Here is a 22,230-nt window from a genome sequence, read left to right on the forward strand (position 1 = left end):
CCGCTTTGCAAATCAAAGTTTGACAGACACGCCCATATACATGAAGCGGCCGATATTGTCGTAAATGGCGTCGCCATCACCATTGCTGCCATTGCCGAACAATCCGTAGGGCGGTTTACGGTTGGTGAGATTGTCGACCCCACCATAAAGGGTGAACCGCTTGTCGACATCCAGCGACGCACGGATCGAATGGTAGAAAACGCGCGGATAATAGACGGTGTCGGCATAGTTGGGATCGAGCGCAGGCACACCATAAGTGTCGTGCTGGGCCTCCCAATCGGTGATCGATTGGCGGCCGATATAGCGGATTTGATACCCCAGGGTGAGGTTGCGGTGCGTATAGTCGATGGACGCATTGACGTTCCAGATCGGATCGCCCAGCTCTCCCTTCACCCGTTCGGGCTGGCCGGGATTGTCGAGATAGGGATAGTCGGTGCGGGTCCGCACCCAGGTGCCGACGACCCGGACCGCGATCCTGTTGTCGGGGTCGAACCGATGATTATAGGCGACATCCATGTCGATGCCTTTCGCCACCAGGGCGGCGAAGTTCACCGTGCTCTGCAACAGGGCCGGTCTGGCGAACAGTCCATTGGCCTGACGGGGATAGATGAGCTGACAGAACTGGTTGTTCAGATTTGCTCCATCATAGCAGGCGTCGAGAATGGTCTGCGCATCCACGGCACTGATGACCTTGCTGATCTTGATGTCGTAATAGTCGACCGTGATCGACAGGTCCGGGATCATGCGCGGTTGCAGGATGAACCCATAGGTCCAGCTGCGCGACTTTTCGGCGGTCAGATTGGGATTTCCGCCCGACAGAAACTCCGTGCTTCCGGCCCGCGCCACGCTGTTGACGAAGCCCGCGGGAACGCCGGCGGCGGCGCAATTGGCCGCGCGGGTCGACTTGCCCTTGTCGATGAAATTGACGTCGCAGGGATCGTCCAGAAGATCGAAATTCTGTGATGGCGAGGAATAAAGGTCGCTCAGTGTCGGAGCCCGCACCGACCGGGAGTAATTGACCCGGAACTTGATGTCGGAAACCGGCGCGTAGATCGCACCGCCATTATAGGCCCAGACGGTGCCGGTTGCGCCCTTATAGTCCGCGACGCGAACCGCGCCATTGACGCTGAGTTCCCGCGCGAACGGCATGTCCTTCAGAAGGGGAACGTCCAGTTCGCCATAGGCTTCCTTCACGGCGAAGGATGGCGGATTGAAGTCGGGAATGGCGTTCAGGAAAGTATCGCCGCTCTTCACCGTATCGTCATAGGCGTAAAACGCCTTTTCCCGACGATATTCGGCGCCAACCGCAAAGGCGACAGGGCCGCCGGGCAATTCGAACCATTGCGAGCTGTCGCCCACCAGATTGGCGTTGATGTCGAACTGACTGGCGCTGCCCCGGCGATGGGATGTGGTGTTGATATAATCGAGCGCCGCCTGGCTGGGCGCGCCGTCCCCGAAGAGGTTGAGCGGCGCGCAGGCCGGGTCGGTGACGGTCACCTGATTGATGCGGCAGACGATATTGCCCGCAGCGTTGAAAACGGCGTCAGCCGCATTCTGGAAGCGGGATTCGATACGGTTGTTGAAGAACAGGGAGCGGCTCTTGAACTTCCCGTAGTTGACGGAAAAATCATAGCGCCAGTCATCGTTGAACGTTCCTTCGGCGCCCATAACGATGCGGTATGTATCGCGACGGTCATATTCGTCGCGGGTGCCAAGATCGTTATTATTGCGGTTGAGCCGGAAGAACTCCGCGCCCGCCGGCAGCAGCGAGCGGATGGTGGCGGCCGCGCCCGGCTGCAAATAGGCATTGTCGAAAAAGATCGGAACGCCCGAGCCCAGATAGGTGTCGGGCGTCGCCGCCACGCGGATCGGATTGCCGTCCTCATCCTCCGACGCGACCGTGCCTTGTTCCCCGCCTTGTCCGAATGTCGGGCTGCCCTGGTTAAAGCTCTTCACCCGGACGAACTTGGCCTCGATAAAGGGGCGAAATGCATCCGACACGTCATAATGGGCAAGGAAATTCGCCACGAAGCGCTTGAGCGAGGGGTCGAGCGTGCCGCGATCGTTCAGGGTCGCGCCGTTGCCATTCTGATTATTCCCCGATCCGGCGGGGCGGAAATCATTGCCATAGGCATATTCGTAAAGCGACCCGTCGGGGTTGAAGCCGAAAACGCGCGGGAAACCATTTGCGCGGCAGGCCCCCGCGGCGCCAGTGCCGCAGGACAGGGGGCTGCCGCCATTATAGGCGATGAAATTGCCACCATTGTCATAACCGAAGCTGTGCACCCCGGTAAGGAAGCTTCTGTCGGGAATGTCATTGTCCAGAGACGGATTGTCGACCAGCTGGAACTGCCGCCGTCCGGAAAAAGCGCCAGTCAGGGCGGGCCGGTCGGTATAGGTCAGCAAATTCGTGCGATTATATTCGAGGCTCAGCGCAACATTGCCCCGTCCATCGGCGAAATTCCGGCCGAAGGTGCCCGACAGCCGATAGGTTCCCCGGTCGCCATAGCTAGAGATACCGGCCTTGCCGTCAAGCGACAGGCCTTCGAAATCGCGCTTCAGCACGAAATTGACCACGCCGGCCATGGCATCGGAGCCATAGACGGCCGAACTGCCGCCGGTCACGATGTCGACGCGCTCGATGAGGTCGGTGGGAATGGTGTTCGTATCGACGAGAAAATCGCCTTCGGAAGAGGTGACATGGCGACGGCCGTTCACCAGAACCAGCGAGCGCGTAACGCCCAGGCCACGCAAATCGAGCAGGTTGAGGCCGGACGTGCCGATATATTGGGTGGAATTCGCCTGACTGTAGGAGGACCGCAGGGAGGGCAGATCATTCAGCACATCGCCGATGACGGTGCCGCCGCTCCGGGTGAGATCCGCAGTCGACAGCGATGTTACGGGGATCGGCGAATCCAGTGTCGGCCGCGCAATGCGGGAACCTGTCACAATGATGACCGGCTCTCCTCTGTCCGACGCCGTGTCGCTGCCCTGCGGCACCGTTGCGGCAGCCGGGGAGGCTGCGTCCGCATTCGTCTGCGCACAGGCCGCGCCGGTTGCGATCAGGAAAGCCGCGCTCCAGCTCGCCGAGCCAAGCAGAATAGCACGAAGCTGCATGTTACACCCCTCATCCCTTGCAGAAGGCATCCCTTCATGCCTTCGGGGATAGAACAAGCATCGGCAGCGCGATTTCCCACATGACGCACAAATAGCTGCATTGTCACTATTATATCACATCAAAGGTGAAGGAACGGCTATTTGCCAGGGCCGTCTCTGCCAGTGGGCGGGAGATTTGCTCCTCGATGTTGCGCATGACATAGGTTCCCGGATCGTCATGTGACATGCACCGAAAGCTTTCGATCAATGCGCCGCATCGGGATCAACTGCGCGCGTGGGTCGCGATGCAAGCCAGATGATCGATGCCGCGCAGGCGAAGAAGAAAGCAGCAAGGACGAAAGTCTGTCCGGTCGCCCGCGCGAAGCTTTCCAACTTGAGGCATATCGATCTTGCGCCAGAATCACAGACTTTGCTCTGATTTTGAAGGCAATCTTATCCGACGCCGCCGGATCATTCCGCGCGGGCGGGTACCGGGACAATGATGAAATGATCGTGGACTTGCCGCTGGTCGGGTGTCTCCAGCGGCTCTCGCAGGCCGGTCTGGAGTTCACCAATGGTTTGCGCCGGCAAGGGGAGGGGATGTTCCTCTGGATGGGTTGACGCTTCATGCCCATAGTCGCGCCCCGACTCGGACGTCATCTCGATATGAGCTCCCATGACGGCGCAGATCGGATGCTTCGCCGCGAAGGCTGCCAGCCGTTCGATGCTGGCGCGATTGTCGGCCATGAAATTTACCGGCACGTAAAGGCGGCCGGGATAGAGCGTGTCGCCCGACAACAAGATCTTGAGGCGAGGGTCGTAGATCATGATCGCGGCGGCCTGATGCCCTGGTGTTGCGATGACGCTGAGCGCGCGATCGCCCAGGTCGAAATTGGCAACTCCCTCGGGCCAAGGGGAGATGCCGAAAAAGCTGGCCACGTCCGATGGCTTCAGCCCGACGACGGTCGTATCCGGGCGGTCACGGAAGGCGGCGTCTCCGGCAACATGGTCGCCATGGCTGTGGCTATGGGCGACCACGAGCGGGATCGAACGGCGTCCGTGAGCGGCCAGCCACTGTGCGACCAGCCGGTCGACTGTCGGCCTGATGCGGCCGCCTTCGGCCCCGCTGTCGATCAGCAAAGCCCTGTCGCGCCCGAAGAGCAGATAAAGGAAGGGCGCTTCGAAATTGGTCTTGACCGACTGGCGGATGACGAAACTGTCCTCGTCGAGTTGCTGGACCTGGGTGAAGGGCTCCTGCGGCAGCGTGCCGTCGATCCACTTTTCCGCGAAGAGCTTCGGCAGCGCTACGCAAGCTGCCTTCAGGTCCGGGGCATATCCCGAGCCGCTCGCCATCAGGAGCGCCGCACTCAATCCAAGGGTTCGTACCCGTCGAACCCTGCGCGCATCAGCGGCCATGGCTCTTTCCCTTTCATGCAAGGCAGCATTGCGATGATCCTGCGCGCTCGCCGGGGCGCCATCCTTTCGAAATGGCGCCCCGGCAGCATCATCAGATCAATATTTGAAGCGTGCTTCGATGCCGAAGGTGCGCGGATTGATCACGGTCTGCTTGTAATAGCGCAGCACCACTCCATCGTTGAGGCCTACGCGCGAGCGGTCATTGGAGACGGAAGCCACCGCATATTTGTCGAAGATATTGTTCGCGAACAGGACGAGGCTGTAACGGTCCGTCTCATAGGCCAGCGAGGCGCGGTGCAGCACATAGCCCGGAAGCTTGTCGCCATAGGCGCGGTCCCAGCCCAGCCGCGTCACGACATTGCCGCGATAGGTCGCTGTCCAGTCCGCCACCAGGTTCCCGGCCATGAACGGCATGGTGTAGGTCGCGCCCAGGCTGCCGCTGTTCTTTGCAGAGCCTGGAAGGCGATCGCCCGATAGCGCGTCCAGCTGAATCGGTGAACTGGGATAGGTTCCCGCCGGGTCGTTGACCGCGATGATCCCCGGAACATCCTGGGTCAGCTTGGCATCGGTGTAGGAATATGTTCCCTGGATCGACAATCCTTCTATCGGCTTGACCTGGAACGACGCTTCGAAGCCCTCCGACTTCGCCTTGCCGCCGTTGACGGTGATGCCCACGATGCCGTTGATGGTGGCAGAATCGACTTGAATACCGTTCCACTTGATCTGGAAGACGTTGAAATTGAACGTCAGCTTGCGATCCAGAAGCTGGGTGCGGATGCCGAGTTCCGCGTTTTTCGTGGTGTCCGGGCCATATTGGATTTCATTGGGCAGCGCGCACACATTCTGCTGCGTTAGATCGAGTGGCAGGACGCAGGGCGCGACAGTGTTCGGCCCTCCGATCCGATAGCCCTTGCTGTAGGTGCCATAGAGCATGATGTCTGGCGTGAAGTTGTAGGAGCTGTTAAACTTCCACACCCAGCCGCTCTTCTTCGACTTGCCGCCGGCAGAAGGAAGATCATAGGGGCTGACCGGATCGCCGAGCAGTGGAAGTACCGCGCGTCCGCTGACGTCCGACGTATAGCCGAAATAGCGCACGCCTGCCGTCACCTGCCATTCGGGTATGATCCTTAACGTGCCTTCTCCGAAGACTGCCTTCTCCGTCACTTTCGACTTGTTGAAGCTGTTATATTCGACCTCGTCGGGGTTGGGCTGCGTTCCGAATTCCACCCAGGGATGATTCGGAACATGTTCGGTATATTCCCGCAGCCGCTTCTGCTGATTGTAGAAGCCGCCCAGCACCCAGTTGAACGGACCGCCATGGCGGGAAACGAAGCGGACTTCCTGGTTGAACTGCTTGCGGCGATCGTGGCTTTCGTTCCAGCTCGAAAAAGCGGGGAAGGATTCATAGCCATAATCGAGATCGAGCAGAAGGTCGGTATTGTCCGTCCGATTGTCGTTCTTGACATCGGTATAGGCAGTTGTCGAAACAAGATCGGCAATGTCCGCGAGGTTGGCGTTGATTTCCATCGCTCCCAGGTGCGCGCGACGCTTCACCGGCTCGATATAACGCGCCGCACTTTGATATTTGCCCGTTCCGAGTACGCCGTCGCTATTATATTGACCTCCATCGGTCTTGGTCTGCTGGAACGCGTAGGTGAAGTTGACCTTCAGATCCTCGCTGACCTGGAACAGCAACTGGTTGCGGGTGGTGAAGGTCTTCTCGAAATTGAGGTCCTTCTCCTTTCTCAGGTTCGCGGCATAGCCGGCGGGCGAGATGCTCGTCGGACCATCCGGCTGGGGCAGCGAAACGCCCGGCGTCTGGAGCAGCAGCGGATAGTCGATGAAGCCGGGATCGTAGAAATAGCCCGTGGCCGACCGGAAGGCGATATGATCCTTGACGATCGGGATGTTGATGACGCCGTCGACCTGATAGCCTAGCTTGCCGCTGTGGCCCTTGCCGTAAAGGCGGCTATGCACCTCGCCCTCAATCTTGTCCGTGTCGGGCCGGTTGGGGATATTGCGGATCGCTCCCGCCAGGGTGCCAAGGCCATAGAGTGTCCCCTGCGGCCCGAGCAGCGTTTCGACGCGCGCGATGTCGAGCAATTTGAAGTCGTAATAGAGCGGAACCTCGCCGAGATAGACGCCCAAGGCCGTGTCATAGGAATTGCCGGTGGAACTGGAATCCGAAGCGTTGAGGCCGCGAAGCACGATCGTTCCGGTCGAGCCCGGGCCCGTGTCCGATATGGTCACGCCTGGCGTAAAGTCGGCAATGTCGCGCACGTCGTCGATCCGCTGCCGGGCGAGCTGCTCCTGGCCGACGGCGCTGATGTTGATCGGCACGTCCTGGATCGAAACCGCGCGCCGAGTGGCCGTCACGACGATCTCGTTGCCCTCGCCGCCTGCACCGTCAGCACCGTCCGCGGCGCCTTGAGCGAAAGCCGAAGTGGTCCCAACGCCCATAAGAATGGTCGCGCCAAGCAATGTATTGCGAAACAATTTCATAGTCACTTCGACCCCCTTGCAGTTGAGCCCCAAGTGACATCCTTCTCCCTGGCGCTCTGGCTAGGCCGGCACCTTGTCGGCCGGTTCCCGGCCAGTCGTCATTGTCATGCCATGATGTGCATCGTCTTTTGCAACCGAAGCGGCTGCAATCATCATTTGATCTGTTCGCGCGCCGTGCGATGAACCGGCAAGGTCACAATGCCGCGCATTGCTGGCGACCGGCGCCATAGCGCCTGAGAGAGCAGCATTGCGAGCCGTTCTTCGATTCACGAACCCTCACTTCAAGCCGGTGACTGCCCGGCTAATCTACCCCTTTGTTGCGCCGCTTCGACGAGCGGTCGATCAACTATACGGTATGGATATTACGTAATGGGTCAAGCGTAATAATTTCGCACTTGCTCAGTATGACTGCAATCGTTGGGTGCGGCGCACAATGTGGCGGTTTTCTTACGATGAAGACCGATTCCAATATTGGTGGGAGGAATGGCGGCGGGACCGGAGTGGGAATTATGTGGGACCATTCGGCCCCGAATCGCAAACCCCGACCAACGGATCGACGCTGCCCGCTGTCTATCCGTCAGAATAACGCAATCTGGTCGATTCGCGGGGAGGGGCCGGTCATCGGCGCGGTCGCTCAGCCGGCCCGACGGCGGGTGTCAGGGCGCTGGACCCCGGATTTCCGCCACGATGGAGAGTATTACCTAAAACTTTAAAGGTAATAATTCTTGGTGGACAGACCCGTGCTGCTTTGCAATAGTGTTTGCCGAAAGGGGACGAAAGAATGATCCGAATGTTCCGCAATGCAGGCCGGGCTGCTCTGATGGCTGGAGCGCTTTTGCTTGTATCCTGCTCGCAAGCGCCGGACGCCCCCTCCCAGCCGAAGACAGAGTTCAACATCGGATGGTCGATATACGCTGGCTGGATGCCATGGCCCTATGCCCAGCAGGCCGGAATCGTGAAGAAGTGGGCGGATAAATACGGCATCAAGATCAATATCGTTCAGGTCAACGACTATGTTGAATCGGTGAATCAATATACCGCCGGCAAATTCGATGGCGTGACGGTGACCAATATGGACGCCCTGACGATTCCGGCCGCCGGCGGGAAAGATACCAGCGCGATCATAGTCGGCGACTATTCGAACGGCAATGATGGCATCTTGCTCAAGGGCGCCGACAATTTTTCAGCGATCAAGGGCAGGCAGGTCTATCTGGTCGAACTTTCGGTCTCCCACTATCTTCTCGCCCGCGCGCTGGAGAAGTCGGGGATGAAGCCCACCGACATCAAGACCGTGAACACCTCCGACGCTGATATCGTCGGGGCCTTTTCCAGTCCGGACGTCACCGCGGCGGTCGCATGGAACCCGCAGCTTTCGGTCATGAAGGGACAGGCCGGGGCGAAGGAGGTCTTCAGCTCGGCCCAGATCCCCGGTGAAATACTGGATCTGCTGGTGGTCGATACGGCGACCCTGAAAGCCAATCCGAATCTGGGCAAGGCGCTGACCGGCATCTGGTTCGATACGATGGCGCTGATGAAAAGGCAGGACGCGCAGGGCAAGGCGGCACGCGCGGCCATGGCGAAGCTGGCGGGCACGACACCCGAAGTGTTCGAGAGCCAGCTGGCGACCACGCATCTCTATGCCGATCCCAAATCCGCCGTGGCGGCCACATCTGCCCCCGCACTCGTTCAAAGCATGGCGCAGGTGCGGGATTTCAGCTTCGCCCATGGCCTGTTCAAGGGCGCGGCCTCAGCCGATGCCGTCGGCATGAGCTTCGCCGGCGGGAAGACGCTGGGCGACGCGCAGCATGTGACGCTGCGGTTCGACGAAAGCTTCATGAAACTGGCGGCCGACGGAAAGCTTTGAGCTGCCCCGATCGATCCACTCTGTAGGACGATGATGATATGCGCTGGGTGAATCGACATGTCAGCCGAGGCGACCGGCTGCTGCTGGGGGCGGTGCCGATCCTGCTGCTGGTCCTGCTCTATCTTTTCCTGGCGGCTCAACGCCACGCCGCCAATCAGTTCGACAAGATATTGCCGTTGCCCGACGGCATGACGAAGGCGATGTCCGGGCTGCTTTTCCAGCCGGACCAGCTGACGGGACAGCTGCTATTCTGGGCGGATACGCTGGCGAGCCTGGAGCGGCTTGGCATCGGTTTGGGCATCGCGACGCTCGCGGCGCTTCTTGTGGGGCTGGTGCTCGGCATCCTTCCCCCCGTGCGGGCAACCTTCGGACCTTTGGTAACGGGCATCGCCGTGATCCCGCCCATCGCGCTGCTCCCTATCCTCTTCATCGCCCTGGGCCTGGGGGAAACTGCCAAGGTCGCGCTCATCGTCATCGGCATAGCCCCTGTCATGGTGCGGGACATTGCCGCGCACGTCGCTGCCCTGCCGCGCGAACAGATCATCAAGGCGCAGACGCTGGGGGCGAGCAGCTGGCAGATCATGATAAGGGTGGCGCTGCCCCAGGCCATGCCGCGCCTGCTTCACGCCGTACGCCTGTCGCTGGGGCCGGCCTGGGTCTTCCTCATATCGGCCGAGGCGATCGCATCCGACATCGGACTTGGCTACCGCATATTCCTCGTCCGCCGCTATCTCTCGATGGATGTCATCATTCCCTATGTCGCGTGGATCGCGCTGCTGGCCGTGGTGATGGATCTTTCCCTCACTTTCCTCAGCCAGCGCCTGTTCCCCTGGGCCCACGGAGTCAGCCATTGAGCGCGCTTCTCTCTCTTCGTGATGTCTGGATCGAATATGGCGAGAAGATCGTGCTCGAACGCGTGACGATCGATATCGAGGAAGGGTCTTTCGTGTCGATCATCGGCCCTTCGGGCGCCGGCAAAAGCAGCCTGCTGCGTCTCATCCTCGGCCAGGAAGCGGCGACGCGGGGTTCCATCCTTCTCGACGGGATGCCGCTGACGCCTGAATGCGGACCCGATCGGGGCGTCGTGTTTCAGCGCTATTCGGTATTTCCCCACCTGTCGGCCTTGCGGAACACGGTTTTCGGGCTGGAATGCGCCCAATCGCCGCTTCTGGCGCGCCTGTTCGGCAGGGCTCGCAGCGCGGCGGTGGAAGAAGCCACCGAAATGCTGGATGCCGTCGGCCTTGGCGACAGCCTTCACCTCTATCCCGCACAGCTTTCGGGCGGCATGCAGCAGCGTCTGGCCATCGCGCAGGCGCTTATCAAGCGCCCCCGCATCCTGCTGCTCGATGAACCGTTCGGCGCGCTGGATCCGGGTATCCGTTCCGACATGCACCGGCTGATCACCCGGCTTTGGCGCGACTATTCGCTGACGATCATCATGGTGACTCACGACATCCACGAAGCCTTCAACCTGGGGACGCGGGTGCTGGCGCTCGACAAGCGCCGTCACGACCCGCACGCCCCGCACCGCTTCGGCGCGACGGCTGTTTACGACCTCGCCCTGCGCAAACGCGCGAGCGACGCGGCCGGGGAAGAGGCGATAGCCGCGCCGGAAAACGGCGACCGGCATCATGAGGAGAAGATTGGACATGGGTAGCGAATCTGCGGCCCTTGCAAGGCTGAGCATGAGCCTGCCGGCGGACCTGTTCCGGCAGCTCGACATGATGGTGGAGGAACGCGGACTGCCGTCGCGTTCGCAGCTCATCGCCGAACTCATCCGTCATGCGCTTGCCGAACATGAGGCCTTTACCCGGCCCGACGAGATGTTGGCCGGCACCATCACCATCGTCTATCGCGGCGACCGCGGCCGCGTGCGGCATCAGCTTGCCCAGACGCAGGCGGACTATCTGAAGGAGGTCATCTCCTCTCAGCATGTCTTTCTGGAGGATGACCAGTCGCTTGAGGTGCTGCTGGTGCAGGGGCCTGCCTCGCTGCTCAAGGAACTGTGCGATGCGCTTCGGCGGGTGCGCGGCGTCCACCAGCTCCAGCTCGTCACCACAACCGCCCTGCTGCCGCCGCTCTATGAACAGGAATCCAGCAAACAGACCAAGGGAGTGATGGCATGACGGCCCTTACCAACCCCACCGCCGCCCGCGACCATGCCCGCGCCAAGGCCGGGACCGCGGTGGAAGCCATGCCGGTGTTGCCGCCGGTGGCCAGCGACCTGCCGGACGGCGTGCCCGCGGACGACCTTCTGTGGGAAGAGACGATCGCGGCGGGCGGCTATGCAACGCGGCGTCTGCCGCGCGGCGCCCGCCTGCGGCTGATCGACCTCAAGGGCGATGCCTGTGCTTCCCTCCTCATCTTCAACGCCGAACTGCCGACCGAACGGCTCAACGTCGCCGATACGGTGAAAGTGCAATGGAACGCCTATCTCGGCGCGGGCAAGCTGCTGCTGTCGGACATGGGCCGTGTCCTCATGAGCTTTGTCGAGGATGGGGCGGGAACGCATGACGCCTTCTGCGGCACCTCCAACGCTGCGACGAATGCGGCCAAATATGGCAATGGGGCCAATAGCGGCCCGACGCCCAGCGGACGCGACCGCTTCCTGCTCGGCGTCGCCAAACACGGCCTCCAGCGGCGCGACGTGCATCCGTGCGTCAACCTGTTCAAGGGGGTGCGGATCGAAGCCGACGGAGCGATCGTGCCGCAGTTGGGCCCCTTTGCCCAGGCGCGAAGCCTGGTGCTGCGCGCCGAGATGAATGTGATCGTGGTGATCGCGAACTGCCCGCATGTCCTGGACCCGCGCGAGGATTGGACCGTGACGCCGCTTCGCGCGACGGCCTGGCGCGGTCCGGTCACTCCCGCCGACGATACCATCCGCACCGCCACTCCAGAAGGCCTGCGCGCCTTTGAGAATGTCGAAGACTATTTCCGCCGTTAAAAGGAAAACGCCTCAATGAGCGTCGATATTCACTTGTCCGGCCTTCCGGGCACTGTCCTCCATGACGTGATCGTGCCGGCGCGAGCGCCCTGGCTGCATCATGTCGCAGCCGGCCAGACCCTGCGGATCGTCGATCTGGAAGGGAATCAGGCGGTCGATTTCCTCCTCTATTCCGCGCAGGACGATGCGGAGCGTTACAGCGCGCAGGACACCGTCGCCGCGCAAGGCAATCTCTTCCTTCGCGAAGGCGCGGTGCTGCGTTCCAACGAGGGGCGGGCGATGATGACGATCACCGCCACGTCCGTCGATTATCACGACACCATCGGCGGCGCCTGTTCCTGCGAATCCAACACGCTTCGCTACGGCCACCACACCAAGGCCGAACATGCCTGCGTCGAAAACTTCCTGGAGGCGAATCTGCGCGAAGGCAGGGGCAAGCGCGACATTGTCTCCAACATCAACTTCTTCATGAACGTGCCGGTGGAGGCCGACGGATCGCTGGGGATCGTCGATGGCATCTCCGCGCCCGGCCTGACCGTGGACCTGCGCGCGGAGATGGATGTCATCGTGGTGGTTTCCAACTGCCCGCAGATCAACAATCCGTGCAACGGTTTCAACCCGACGCCCGTGCGCATGATTGTCGCCGCATGAGGTTCGATACCGTCCTCATCGCGAATCGCGGAGCGATCGCCACCCGCATCGTCCGCACGCTCCGCCGGATGGGCCTGCGATCAGTCGCGGTCTATTCCGAAGCCGACGAGGATTCGCTCCACGTCGCACTGGCCGACGAAGCGGTCTGCATTGGCGGTGCGCGCGCCTCGGAAAGCTATCTCAACATAGAGGCCATATTGGATGCGGCCCGCAGGACGGGCTCTGGCGCCATTCACCCCGGTTACGGTTTCCTCGCTGAAAATGTCGAGTTCGCACAGGCTTGCGCGAAGGCCGGGATCATCTTCATCGGCCCCACGCCGGACAATATCCGCACCTTCGGCCTGAAGCACAGCGCGCGCGAGCTTGCCGCCGCGCACGATGTTCCGCTCGCGCCCGGCACGGATCTGCTCAGGGACGAGGCGCAGGCCGTACTCGCCGCTCGTGAGATCGGTTTCCCCGTGATCCTCAAGGCGACTGCGGGCGGCGGCGGCATCGGCATGCGCGTCTGCGAGGACGAGGCCGCCGTCCGCGAGAGTTTCGCCGCCGTCGCTCGTCTGGGCGAAAGCAATTTCGGCGACGCGGGCATCTTCCTGGAACGCTACATCCGACGTGCGCGGCACATCGAGGTGCAGATATTCGGCGATGGCGAGGGGCGCGTCCTGCCGGTGGGCGAACGGGACTGCTCGCTCCAGCGCCGCAACCAGAAAGTGGTCGAGGAAGCGCCTGCGCCCCTGCTGCCCGACGCGGTGCGCAGCGCGCTGATCGCTGCCGCCACGCGGCTGGGCGAGGCCGCGTCCTATCGGTCGGCCGGAACGGTCGAATTTCTCTATGATGCGGAACGGGAAGAATTTTTCTTTCTGGAGATGAACACCCGCCTTCAGGTCGAACATGGCGTCACTGAAGAAGTGATGGGCATCGATCTTGTCGAATGGATGATCCGCGGCGCTGCCGGAGACTTCTCCTTCCTCGACAGGGAGCCGCCGCGTCCCAATGGCCATTCCGTGCAGGTGCGCCTCTACGCCGAAGATCCCGCGCTCGACTATCGCCCGACCTCCGGCACGCTGACGGCGGTCGCGTTTCCGCCCGACATTCGCGTCGAAACCTGGTGCATGGCCGGCAGCACGGTCAGCGCCTGGTACGATCCGATGCTGGCGAAGCTGATCGTGCACGCGCCCACCCGCGCCCAAGCCGTATCCGCCATGCAGGCGGCACTGGACCAAAGCCGTATCGACGGGATCGAGACCAACCTGCGCTGGCTTCGGGAGGTGGTGCGTTCGTCTCCCTTCGTCAGCGGCGAAGTCTCGACCCGCGTCCTCGACGGCATCGCCTTCCATCCGCGCAGCATCCAGGTCGTCAGCGGCGGCACGGCGACGACCGTTCAGGATTGGCCCGGCCGGCAGAAACTGTGGGCCGTGGGTGTTCCGCCATCGGGCCCGATGGACGACCAGTCGTTCCGGCTCGGCAACAGGCTGCTCGGCAATGCCGAAGGCACGGCCGGCCTGGAAGTGCTCCATACCGGCCCGACATTGACCTTCAACGCGCCGGCGCGCATCTGCCTGACCGGCGCTGATTTCGACGCCAAGCTTGACGGAACGCCGGTGCCGCGTGGCGTCGCCTTCGACGTGGGGGAGGGGCGGACGCTTAGCCTTGGCCGGGTGAGGGGCGGCGGCATACGCGGCTACATCCTCATGGCCGGCGGCCTGGACATCGCGCCCTATCTCGGCAGTCGCAGCACCTTCGAGCTTGGCCAGTTCGGCGGACATGCCGCGCGCCGGTTGCTGGCTGGCGATACGCTGCATCTGGCCGGTGACGAGGTCGGGCCTGCCTTGCCGGAAGTCGCGCTGCCGCCCTTGACGAATGAATGGACCTTGCGCGTGCTCTATGGCCCGCACGGGGCGCCCGATTTCTTCACCGACGAGGATATTGAGGAAATCGTGACGGCGGAGTGGCAGGTCCACTATAACAGCAATCGTACCGGCGTCCGGCTGATCGGCCCCAAGCCCCGCTGGGCGCGCACCGACGGCGGGGAAGCGGGTCTGCACCCGTCCAACATTCACGACAATCCCTATGCGATCGGGGCAGTGGACTTCACCGGCGACATGCCGATCATATTGGGCCCGGACGGCCCCTCGCTCGGCGGCTTTGTCTGTCCCTTCGTCGTGATCGCCGCCGATCGCTGGATCATGGGTCAGCTCGCGCCCGGCGACAAGCTGCGCTTCGTGCCGGTCGATGTCGAGGGTGCGCGCGCGGCGGATTTGCACCAGCGCGGGCTGATCGCATCGGGTACGGCGCTTGGGGGCGGACCAGCCCGGCCCATCGGCACGCTCACCCCCATCCTTGCGGAAATCCCGGCCACCCCGGATCGCCCGCGCACGGTCTATCGCCAGCAGGGCGACCGCAATATCCTGGTCGAATACGGCCCCATCGTGCTGGATATCGAGCTGCGGATAAGGGCGCATGCGCTGATGGCCGAGCTGGAAAGGCTCGATCCTGCCGGGATTGTCGACATCGTGCCCGGAATCCGGTCCCTCCAGTTGCATTTCGACGGCGAGATCATGGATCAGCGAGCCGCCCTCGACATGCTGATGGCGGCGGAGGAGCGGCTGGGCGATCTGGCGGACTTCGTCGTCCCGTCGCGTATCGTCCACCTGCCGCTCAGCTGGCGCGATCCGGCCACGATCGAGACGATCGAGAAATATATGGGCGCCGTCCGCGCTGACGCGCCCTGGTGCCCCGACAATATCGAGTTCATCCGGCGGATCAACGGCCTTCCCGATGCCGCGGCCGTGGAGAATCTGATCTTCGAGGCCAATTATCTCGTCCTGGGCCTGGGCGACGTTTATCTGGGTGCCCCGGTGGCCACGCCGGTCGATCCTCGGCATCGGCTGGTCACCACCAAATACAACCCCGCGCGCACCTGGACGCCGCCCAATGTCGTTGGCATCGGCGGGGCCTATATGTGCATCTACGGCATGGAAGGGCCGGGCGGCTATCAACTGTTCGGCCGCACCATCCAGATGTGGAATACCCATCGGCAGACCGACGCCTTCACGGAGGGAAAGCCCTGGCTGCTGCGCTTTTTCGACCAGATCCGCTTCTATCCTGTAAACGCGGACGAACTCGTCGAATGGCGGCGCGATTTTCCGAGCGGCCGACGCTCGATCAGGATCGAGCCGTGCGAATTCCGCCTCTCTGACTATCGCGCTTTCCTTGCCGACAATGCGAAGTCGATCGCGGAATTTGAGGCGCGACGACAGAGCGCCTTCGATGAGGAGCGGGCCGAGTGGCAGCGGAACGGCGAATTCGACCGCGTCGCCCATCTATCCGAAGCTGAGGAGCCGCAGCCGGACGCCGTGGAAATTCCCGATGGCGCCGATCTGGTCGAAGCGCCGTTCGGCGGCAGCCTGTGGAAACTGCTCGTTGGGCCCGGCGACGAGGTCGATGCCGGCGAAACGATCGCGATCATAGAGGCGATGAAGATGGAATGTGCCGTTCACAGCCCGGGCGCGGGCAGGGTCGAGGCGCTCTATGTGCAGGAGCGGCAGTCGCTGCAGCCCGGTGCGCCGATGATGGCGCTGAGGAGGCACGCATGACCGCGCCAGCCGGGGACCGGCTGAACCGCCGCAGCGTGTCGATGATTGCCGATGCGGTCAGGGCGGGGCGCATGAGCGCCGTTGCGGTGGCCGAAGAGACGATCGCGCGTCTGGCCCTTTATGACGCGGTTCAGCCCCAGATCTGGATCAGCCGGGTCGCGCCGGACGCCCTGATCGAGGCCGCCCGCACGGTCGATGCGCGGGTGGCGGCAGGCGAAGCCTTGCCGCTGGCCGGCGTTCCCTTCGCCGTGAAGGACAATATCGATGTCCGGGGGCTCGATACGACCGCGGCCTGCCCCGCCTTCACCTATCGGCCGAAGGCTTCGGCCACGGTCGTTGAGCGGCTGATCGCGACGGGTGCGATCTGCGTCGGCAAGACCAATCTCGACCAGTTCGCCACGGGACTGAACGGCACGCGAAGTCCCTATGGCAGCCCCAGAAACGCCTACAACCTGTCCTATGTCAGCGGCGGCTCCAGCTCCGGTTCCTCGGTCGCCGTGGCGGCGGGACTGGTCGCCTTCGCACTCGGCACCGACACCGCAGGATCGGGCCGCGTTCCGGCCGCTTTCCAGCATTTGATCGGGTTCAAGCCCAGCAAAGGCCGGTGGAGCAACAGCGGTCTCGTGCCAGCCTGCCGCACGCTCGATTGCATCACCGCCTTCACGAGCGACACGGCGGACGCCCGGCTGGTCGACTCTATCGCAGCAGGCTTCGATGCGGCCGATCCCTATTCCAAACCGCTTGCCGACCGGCCGATCGGGCGCAAGAGGATCGGCGTTCCTCGCCGCGACCAGCGCGCCTTCTTCGGCGACGCGCAGTCCGAATATCTTTACGACCGGGCGCTCGACAGGCTCTCCACCCTCGCCGAACTGGTGGAGATCGACTATGCGCCGCTACAGGAAGCGGCGCAGCTCCTCTATGGCGGCCCTTGGGTGGCGGAGCGGACCGCCGCCATCGCGGACCTGCTTGCCGACCATCCCCACGCGATAGACCCGACCGTGCGTGAAGTCGTCGAGCCGGGACTGGAAATAAGCGCCGTCGATCTGTTCAACGGCATCTATCGGCTTGCCGAACTCAAGCGTCACGCCGATACGCTTTGGGAGAGCATCGACCTGCTCGCCTTCCCTACCACCGGCACGACCTATCGAGTGGCGGAACTCAAGGCCGCGCCGATCGCGCTGAACAGCGCCCTGGGCTTCTACACCAATTTCGTGAACCTGCTGGACATGGCCGCCGTCGCCGTGCCCGCCGGCATAAGGTCGAATGCGACCGGGTTCGGCATCACCCTGATCGGTCCCGCCGACAGCGATGTTGCGCTGCTCGACGCCGCCGACGCCTATATTTCGGCGGCGGATATTCCGTCGCCGCCACCGCTCGATCTGGAGGGCAAAATGGAAACCGTAAAACTCGCTGTAGTCGGTGCTCATCTGAAGAACATGCCGCTGCACTGGCAACTCACCTCCCGCGACGCGAAGTTCGTGGGCGCTTTCGAAACGGCACCCAACTACCGCCTCTACGCGATCGCGAACAGCGTGCCGCCCAAGCCCGCACTGGTGCACAGCGAGGACGGCGGATCGATCGCGCTGGAGGTTTACGAGCTTGGCATCGCCGAATTCGGCAGCTTCGTGGTCGAGGTGCCGGCGCCACTCGCCATAGGCACGGTGACGCTGGCCGACGGCAGCAGCGTCAAGGGCTTCGTCGCAGAGCCGCGCGCGCTGACGGGAGCCGAGGACATCACCGCCCTGGGCGGATGGCGCGCCTATATCGCGCAGCGCGCCTGATCTTCGCAAGGAAAGGGCAAGGCATGAAAAGGCTCAGGAGATTGATCATGACAGTGGCGGCGGGATGTGCGGCTTCCATGGCCCATGCGGAGCAGGTGATCGAGGTGCCGGGCTTTGCGGACTTCCTGGCGGTCGACGGCGACAGCGTCTGGGCGACCAATGCCGGCCGGGTCGAGCGCTGGTCGCGGCAGGGCAGGCTTGCCGCCGTGGCCATGTCGAAACCCTGCGGCGCCATGGCCCTGTCCGACGGAGCGCTCTGGGTGGCCGATTGCCAGGAAAATGCGCTCATAAAGATCGATACGAAGACCGCGCGGAAGACTGCCACCATCCCCACCGGCATCGCCAATCCCAAGGGCGAGCTGAATGTGGTCGCCGGCGCCGGATCGATCTGGGTCGCCAGCGATCAGAAGGGCGTCGTATCCCGCGTCGACCCGGCGAAGAACGCGGTGACGGCAACCATCCCCGTCAATCCCGGCACCCATTATCTGGCGTTCGGTTTCGGATCGGTCTGGGCGGTCAGCAGCGAGAGCCGCTCGATCCAGCGCATCGACCCCGCGACCGACAGCGTCGTCAAGACGACGGCACTGGGCAAGGAGCCGGGTTTCCTTGCGGCCGGGGAAGGCGGGGTCTGGGTTCAGGAGCAGGGCGACGGAACGGTCGTCCGCATCGACCCGGAAACCGGCGACGCGGCTGGCCGGGTGAAGGTCGGCGCAGTGCTGAAATGGGGCGACATCGATACGGGCGGCGGGCTGGTGTGGCTGCGCACCACGGAGGATCAGACCTTCGTCGTGATCGATCCCAAGTCGATGGCGGTCAGGGCGCGAGTGGGGAAAGCGGAAGGCAGCGGCGCGCTGCGCTTCACGGATTCAGGCATCTGGACGTCCGCGCATGACGTGCACACGCTGACCTGGTGGCCCGATCCGGCGAAGCTGGCGAAATGAGGCGTCCGCGGCGCCATCAAGCGCCGCGGAGCAGATTCTCAGCGGGCGGAAGCCATTTGGACGGGCGACTTATCGCCAGCCTTGGCAAGCCGGGCTTCAATCTGGGCGCGGATGTCGGCCGCAACCGCAGTGCGACAATCCCGCGCCTTGGATTCGAGAGCGAGGTGCACGCCCGCCAAATGATCGCCGCAAACGGCCCGCGCCGCCTGATCCATGCGGATGGCGAGGCTCTGCTGGCCAGAGGCGGTAGAGAGGTCCAACCCCTTGAGGTCGAGGATCGCGGTGTCCTGAGCGAAGGGATTGCCGCCAGTAGTGCCAGCGATTGCCGGGGTCGCGAAGGCGAAAGCCGCCAGGCACATGAGCCCAATCTTCATCATCTTCTCCTGTGCGAAAAACGAACACCGCTCTTCGGCGGCTGGCGCGTAGATAAGCCCGGGAGAGAAAACTTACAATATCTATTCCGAATATGTTCTTTTATTACTTATAGCCATAAAGGTTATTACTTCGCCCTGACTACCAGCATCGCAAGGTCATCAGCATGACCGAGCAGCCCGATCGGCAGATCGGCTTCATGGCTCAATCCCTCGACCGCGACCGTAACCGTTCGCGCCATGGGAGCGGACCAGGACCGGACGGTGCTGACCGGCAAGCGAACCCGCCAGTTATGGCGGCCTTCGACCGGCACGATGTGGCCATTGACGCTGACCTTTGAAGCGGCATTGTCGCGGCTGCCGGAAATCAGCAGGCAGTTTTCCGACCGAAACTCCACCAGACGGGTCCGCGGAGAGGAAGCGGCGGCGGCTGGCTGCACGAACCCCGCAGCCAAGGCCATGCAGAAGGCGAATGTTCCAGATCTGGGCATGGTCGCGCGCTCCCTTTCAGTCGATGGAAATGCCGGATCGTTCGAAGAAGCGTCGAACGGGTTCCAGGACCTGCTCATGCCGTTTCCACCGCGCAACCGCGTCGCGGTAGATCGGCCGGCGGACCTGCGCCGCGCTGGGCGTGGAAACCGGCGCATCATTGGTGTGGAAGGACAGGCACTCATCCGCCCATTCCAGACCGCAATGGGCGAGCAGGCGGCGGCTCTGGCCTTCCTGGTCCGCCACAAGATCCTCGTAGCGCAGTTCGATGACCCGCCCCGGCAGGACTTCTCGCCACAGGGCCATCAGCCGGTCGAAGCGGACGTAGTAAGCGGCGATCTCCAGAAGGTCGTAGCTATAGTCATAATAGCGCGAATTGACGGCAAAGAGATTGCGGAAGTTGCTGAGCACCGTGTCCATCGGGTGGCGACGGAGGCAGACGATGCTGGCTGCCGGGAGGGCCCGCGCAATGAACCCGGCATAGTGGAAATTACCCGGAAACTTGTCGATGAACCTCCGGCCGGGGTCGCGCCGGTGATGGCTGGCGCGTTGCAGGAAGTCGCGGCCGATCGCGCCCATGTCGCTGGCCGCAGCCGTGGTGATCGTCTCCGGGTCCATGACCGTGGGCGTGCGCGTGCCTGCCGCCTTCTTGACGGCGAGCGGCATCGCTTGCAGTTCCCCGGCGCTTTCGACGTCGGGGTGAGACGAGAGAATACGGTCGACCAACGTCGTGCCGGTGCGCGGCATCCCTATAATGAAGATCGGCGCATCGCGGGGGGCGTCGTCCGCGGGAGCCGTAGCGATGCTCGGCCAACTCGCCTCTATCGCGTCGAAGGTCGCGGCATCGCGCGCAAACTCGTAACGCAACGTGCGGCGATGCTCGGCATTGACCGCGCAGAGCCGTTCCAGTGCTTCTTCCGGGCGGCCGAGATCTTCGACTTCTTTCGCCAGAGCATAGCCTAGCAGCAGCCTGCCCCGTCCGTCCCCGGTGGTTGAGTGGACCTTCGCCAGGCGCTCGACATGATTATGCCCGGCTGACTGCTTGCGCAGGCTGGAGAGAAGGTGATGGGCACGGGCATCATCCGGCGCCAGGGCGATCAACGCCTCCAGCGCGGCTTCGGCTTCCTCCGTCCGGCCGAGGAAGTTGAGCGTCACGGCCTGGTTGTAGCGGAACTGCCTGTTCCCGGGTTCGAGCCGCACCGCTGCCGAAAAATGACCGAGCGCGGCCGGGTGGTCGCCCAGGCGGGCATAGACGCAGCCCATCGTGTCGCGGCTCAGGGCATCGCCGGGCAGGGCCTGCTCTGCGTCGTGGAGCACCGCGGCAGCCTCCCCGTCCTGCCGGACGAGGGTGAAGAGCCTGGCAAGCTGCGCGCGATATTCGCCTTGGGGATCGAGTTCGACCGCGCGGCCGAGATGCTGGATGCCGGCATGGACGCGGCCGATGCTCGATTCTGCGACGCCAAGGAGGAAGTGACCTTCGGCATCGCCGGGATTTTCCGACACCAGCGTCGCGGCCAATCGCTGAGTGGCATTGATATCGCCCCGGGCGAGCGCGCTGCGCGCTGCGATGGCCTGACCGGAGCGGGCCGCCATCATGCCGCGGCCTTCGCTCCCGCAGCGTCCCGGTCCAGATCATCGGCCGGGCCCGCATCAGCCAGTGCGCCGCGTGGCTGCTTCGCTGCGCGCCAGACCTTGAATTTCTCGATCATCGGCGCGAAGGGGAACATTGTCTGCTCCCGGATGGTCAGCCGCTTGCGGTCGTCCTGCCCGACGAGAATGCCCTCGCCCTCGCGATATGTTCCGAAGATGCGATCCAGCAGGATCAGCGAGTTGCCGTAATTGCAACGTGTGCTCTCATAGTCGGTGGAATGGTGCAGGCTGTGATGCCTGATCGTCGTGAAGAAGAAGGAGTACCAGATCGGGGGGTCGGAACGCACATTGGCATGGGCGAAGACGGAGATGACGCCCATGGTGTTCAGGGCTGCGAAGATGGCCGTCTTGTCGAAATCGAACAGCGCGACGACGCTCAGGCTGATCAGGAACAGCTCGATCGGGTTGCCGACGGCGCCCTTGGCCGCATTAAGCTGGGTGATATGGTGATGCGGCGCATGGGTCAGCCAGAAAGGCGTCCAATTGTGCATCAGCCGATGCATCCAATATTGGCCGAATTCGATGAGGAAGATCACCATTGCGACCTGCGCCAGCCAGGGCAGATGGCTCGCCCATGCCGTGGTCAGCCCCAGCGAGGCCTTGAGGGCGACCAGCGGTTCCTCGGCCAGTTTCTGCGTCAGCCAGGCGATCACGGTCGCGCTGAGGACCGAATAATAAAGGTCCGTCAAGAACTCCCGCCTGTTCATGCGCCAGCCGGCATGACGTTCGTGCACAGCCTCCAGCAGCAGGATGGCGATCACGATGAGGGGAGAAGTCACGGTGAGAGCCCAGGGATGCTCGACCAGAGACCTTGGTCCGAACGCCCAGAAGCTGAGGACGACCGCGATCATGGCAGGCGGGATCAGGTTGAATAGCCGGTCTTTGAGGCTGGTTTCCATGCCGCAGCTCCTGTCAGTGCATTGACACTGCGC

General features: G+C 62.9%; 18 protein-coding genes. 10 read left to right on the forward strand and 8 right to left on the reverse strand.

The window, feature by feature from the left end:
* Window positions 1–12: 12 nt before the first annotated feature.
* Entirely contained in the window at window positions 13–3,117 is a 3,105-nt protein-coding gene (locus tag A8G00_RS22270; RefSeq protein ID WP_103001719.1) for a TonB-dependent receptor, read from the reverse strand.
* 274 nt (window positions 3,118–3,391) lie between these two features.
* Between A8G00_RS22270 and A8G00_RS25360 the strand changes: the two genes are divergently transcribed.
* Window positions 3,392–3,535 (forward strand): hypothetical protein, encoded by a 144-nt coding sequence (locus A8G00_RS25360; RefSeq protein ID WP_172451953.1) that lies wholly within the window; start codon window positions 3,392–3,394, stop codon window positions 3,533–3,535.
* 32 nt (window positions 3,536–3,567) lie between these two features.
* Here A8G00_RS25360 and A8G00_RS22275 read toward each other — a convergent pair whose 3' ends face one another.
* The 3 genes from A8G00_RS22275 to A8G00_RS25365 all read right to left on the reverse strand — a co-directional run bounded on the left by A8G00_RS22275 (window position 3,568) and on the right by A8G00_RS25365 (window position 7,242).
* A complete protein-coding gene (locus tag A8G00_RS22275) occupies window positions 3,568–4,449 on the reverse strand; it encodes an MBL fold metallo-hydrolase (RefSeq protein WP_103001751.1) in 882 nt (293 codons plus the stop codon).
* A 159-nt stretch (window positions 4,450–4,608) separates the two neighbouring features.
* Window positions 4,609–7,014, reverse strand: coding sequence for a TonB-dependent receptor (locus tag A8G00_RS22280; protein WP_103001720.1), 2,406 nt, complete (start codon window positions 7,012–7,014; stop codon window positions 4,609–4,611).
* 60 nt (window positions 7,015–7,074) lie between these two features.
* Window positions 7,075–7,242: a hypothetical protein gene (locus tag A8G00_RS25365; RefSeq protein WP_172451954.1), complete on the reverse strand. Its 168-nt coding sequence runs from the start codon at window positions 7,240–7,242 to the stop codon at window positions 7,075–7,077.
* A gap of 553 nt (window positions 7,243–7,795) precedes the next feature.
* Here A8G00_RS25365 and A8G00_RS22285 point away from each other — a divergent pair.
* The 9 genes from A8G00_RS22285 to A8G00_RS22325 are packed head-to-tail and all read left to right on the forward strand — an operon-like array spanning window position 7,796 to window position 18,788.
* The gene (locus A8G00_RS22285) at window positions 7,796–8,878 is read left to right on the forward strand and encodes a putative urea ABC transporter substrate-binding protein (protein ID WP_103001721.1); all 1,083 of its coding nucleotides are present in this window, start codon (window positions 7,796–7,798) and stop codon (window positions 8,876–8,878) included.
* A 38-nt stretch (window positions 8,879–8,916) separates the two neighbouring features.
* A complete protein-coding gene (locus tag A8G00_RS22290) occupies window positions 8,917–9,732 on the forward strand; it encodes an ABC transporter permease (RefSeq protein WP_044660832.1) in 816 nt (271 codons plus the stop codon).
* The gene (locus A8G00_RS22295) at window positions 9,729–10,535 is read left to right on the forward strand and encodes an ABC transporter ATP-binding protein (protein ID WP_044660831.1); all 807 of its coding nucleotides are present in this window, start codon (window positions 9,729–9,731) and stop codon (window positions 10,533–10,535) included. Before A8G00_RS22290 ends, A8G00_RS22295 begins: the two co-directional genes overlap by 4 nt.
* The gene (locus tag A8G00_RS22300) at window positions 10,528–11,004 is read left to right on the forward strand and encodes a CopG family ribbon-helix-helix protein (protein WP_103001722.1); all 477 of its coding nucleotides are present in this window, start codon (window positions 10,528–10,530) and stop codon (window positions 11,002–11,004) included. The genes A8G00_RS22295 and A8G00_RS22300 overlap by 8 nt, the downstream gene beginning before the upstream one ends.
* A complete protein-coding gene (locus tag A8G00_RS22305; RefSeq protein WP_103001723.1) occupies window positions 11,001–11,822 on the forward strand; it encodes an urea amidolyase associated protein UAAP1 in 822 nt (273 codons plus the stop codon). The genes A8G00_RS22300 and A8G00_RS22305 overlap by 4 nt, the downstream gene beginning before the upstream one ends.
* Before the next feature lie 15 nt (window positions 11,823–11,837).
* The gene (locus A8G00_RS22310) at window positions 11,838–12,473 is read left to right on the forward strand and encodes an urea amidolyase associated protein UAAP2 (RefSeq protein ID WP_025546586.1); all 636 of its coding nucleotides are present in this window, start codon (window positions 11,838–11,840) and stop codon (window positions 12,471–12,473) included.
* Window positions 12,470–16,066: an urea carboxylase gene (uca, locus tag A8G00_RS22315; RefSeq protein WP_103001724.1), complete on the forward strand. Its 3,597-nt coding sequence runs from the start codon at window positions 12,470–12,472 to the stop codon at window positions 16,064–16,066. Before A8G00_RS22310 ends, uca begins: the two co-directional genes overlap by 4 nt.
* Complete coding sequence (gene atzF, locus A8G00_RS22320) at window positions 16,063–17,847, forward strand: allophanate hydrolase (RefSeq protein ID WP_103001725.1); 1,785 nt, start codon at window positions 16,063–16,065, stop codon at window positions 17,845–17,847. The genes uca and atzF overlap by 4 nt, the downstream gene beginning before the upstream one ends.
* 47 nt (window positions 17,848–17,894) lie before the next feature.
* Window positions 17,895–18,788, forward strand: a complete 894-nt coding sequence (locus tag A8G00_RS22325; protein WP_244309823.1) for a YncE family protein — start codon at window positions 17,895–17,897, stop codon at window positions 18,786–18,788.
* Between the two features lie 38 nt (window positions 18,789–18,826).
* Here the strand turns inward: A8G00_RS22325 and A8G00_RS22330 are convergent, their stop codons facing one another.
* The 4 genes from A8G00_RS22330 to A8G00_RS22345 form a co-directional block, all read right to left on the reverse strand.
* Window positions 18,827–19,162 (reverse strand): UrcA family protein, encoded by a 336-nt coding sequence (locus A8G00_RS22330; protein WP_103001752.1) that lies wholly within the window; start codon window positions 19,160–19,162, stop codon window positions 18,827–18,829.
* Between the two features lie 125 nt (window positions 19,163–19,287).
* Complete coding sequence (locus A8G00_RS22335) at window positions 19,288–19,650, reverse strand: hypothetical protein (protein WP_044660827.1); 363 nt, start codon at window positions 19,648–19,650, stop codon at window positions 19,288–19,290.
* A 16-nt stretch (window positions 19,651–19,666) separates the two neighbouring features.
* Window positions 19,667–21,244: a tetratricopeptide repeat-containing sulfotransferase family protein gene (locus A8G00_RS22340; RefSeq protein WP_103001726.1), complete on the reverse strand. Its 1,578-nt coding sequence runs from the start codon at window positions 21,242–21,244 to the stop codon at window positions 19,667–19,669.
* Window positions 21,241–22,197, reverse strand: a complete 957-nt coding sequence (locus A8G00_RS22345) for a sterol desaturase family protein (RefSeq protein ID WP_103001727.1) — start codon at window positions 22,195–22,197, stop codon at window positions 21,241–21,243. The genes A8G00_RS22340 and A8G00_RS22345 overlap by 4 nt, the downstream gene beginning before the upstream one ends.
* Window positions 22,198–22,230: the final 33 nt, after the last annotated feature.

Source organism: Sphingobium sp. SA916, from assembly GCF_002894065.1.
Classification (GTDB): domain Bacteria; phylum Pseudomonadota; class Alphaproteobacteria; order Sphingomonadales; family Sphingomonadaceae; genus Sphingobium; species Sphingobium fuliginis.

Coding starts and splice junctions, on each gene's coding strand:
- A8G00_RS22270 (WP_103001719.1), bottom strand. CDS start 3,117: ATGCAGCTTCGTGCTATTCTGCTTGGCTCGGCGAGCTGGAGCGCGGCT.
- A8G00_RS22275 (WP_103001751.1), bottom strand. CDS start 4,449: ATGGCGAGCGGCTCGGGATATGCCCCGGACCTGAAGGCAGCTTGCGTA.
- A8G00_RS22280 (WP_103001720.1), bottom strand. CDS start 7,014: ATGAAATTGTTTCGCAATACATTGCTTGGCGCGACCATTCTTATGGGC.
- A8G00_RS25365 (WP_172451954.1), bottom strand. CDS start 7,242: ATGGCGCCGGTCGCCAGCAATGCGCGGCATTGTGACCTTGCCGGTTCA.
- A8G00_RS22285 (WP_103001721.1), top strand. CDS start 7,796: ATGATCCGAATGTTCCGCAATGCAGGCCGGGCTGCTCTGATGGCTGGA.
- A8G00_RS22290 (WP_044660832.1), top strand. CDS start 8,917: ATGCGCTGGGTGAATCGACATGTCAGCCGAGGCGACCGGCTGCTGCTG.
- A8G00_RS22300 (WP_103001722.1), top strand. CDS start 10,528: ATGGGTAGCGAATCTGCGGCCCTTGCAAGGCTGAGCATGAGCCTGCCG.
- A8G00_RS22305 (WP_103001723.1), top strand. CDS start 11,001: ATGACGGCCCTTACCAACCCCACCGCCGCCCGCGACCATGCCCGCGCC.
- A8G00_RS22310 (WP_025546586.1), top strand. CDS start 11,838: ATGAGCGTCGATATTCACTTGTCCGGCCTTCCGGGCACTGTCCTCCAT.
- uca (WP_103001724.1), top strand. CDS start 12,470: ATGAGGTTCGATACCGTCCTCATCGCGAATCGCGGAGCGATCGCCACC.
- atzF (WP_103001725.1), top strand. CDS start 16,063: ATGACCGCGCCAGCCGGGGACCGGCTGAACCGCCGCAGCGTGTCGATG.
- A8G00_RS22325 (WP_244309823.1), top strand. CDS start 17,895: ATGACAGTGGCGGCGGGATGTGCGGCTTCCATGGCCCATGCGGAGCAG.
- A8G00_RS22330 (WP_103001752.1), bottom strand. CDS start 19,162: ATGAAGATTGGGCTCATGTGCCTGGCGGCTTTCGCCTTCGCGACCCCG.
- A8G00_RS22335 (WP_044660827.1), bottom strand. CDS start 19,650: ATGCCCAGATCTGGAACATTCGCCTTCTGCATGGCCTTGGCTGCGGGG.
- A8G00_RS22340 (WP_103001726.1), bottom strand. CDS start 21,244: ATGATGGCGGCCCGCTCCGGTCAGGCCATCGCAGCGCGCAGCGCGCTC.
- A8G00_RS22345 (WP_103001727.1), bottom strand. CDS start 22,197: ATGGAAACCAGCCTCAAAGACCGGCTATTCAACCTGATCCCGCCTGCC.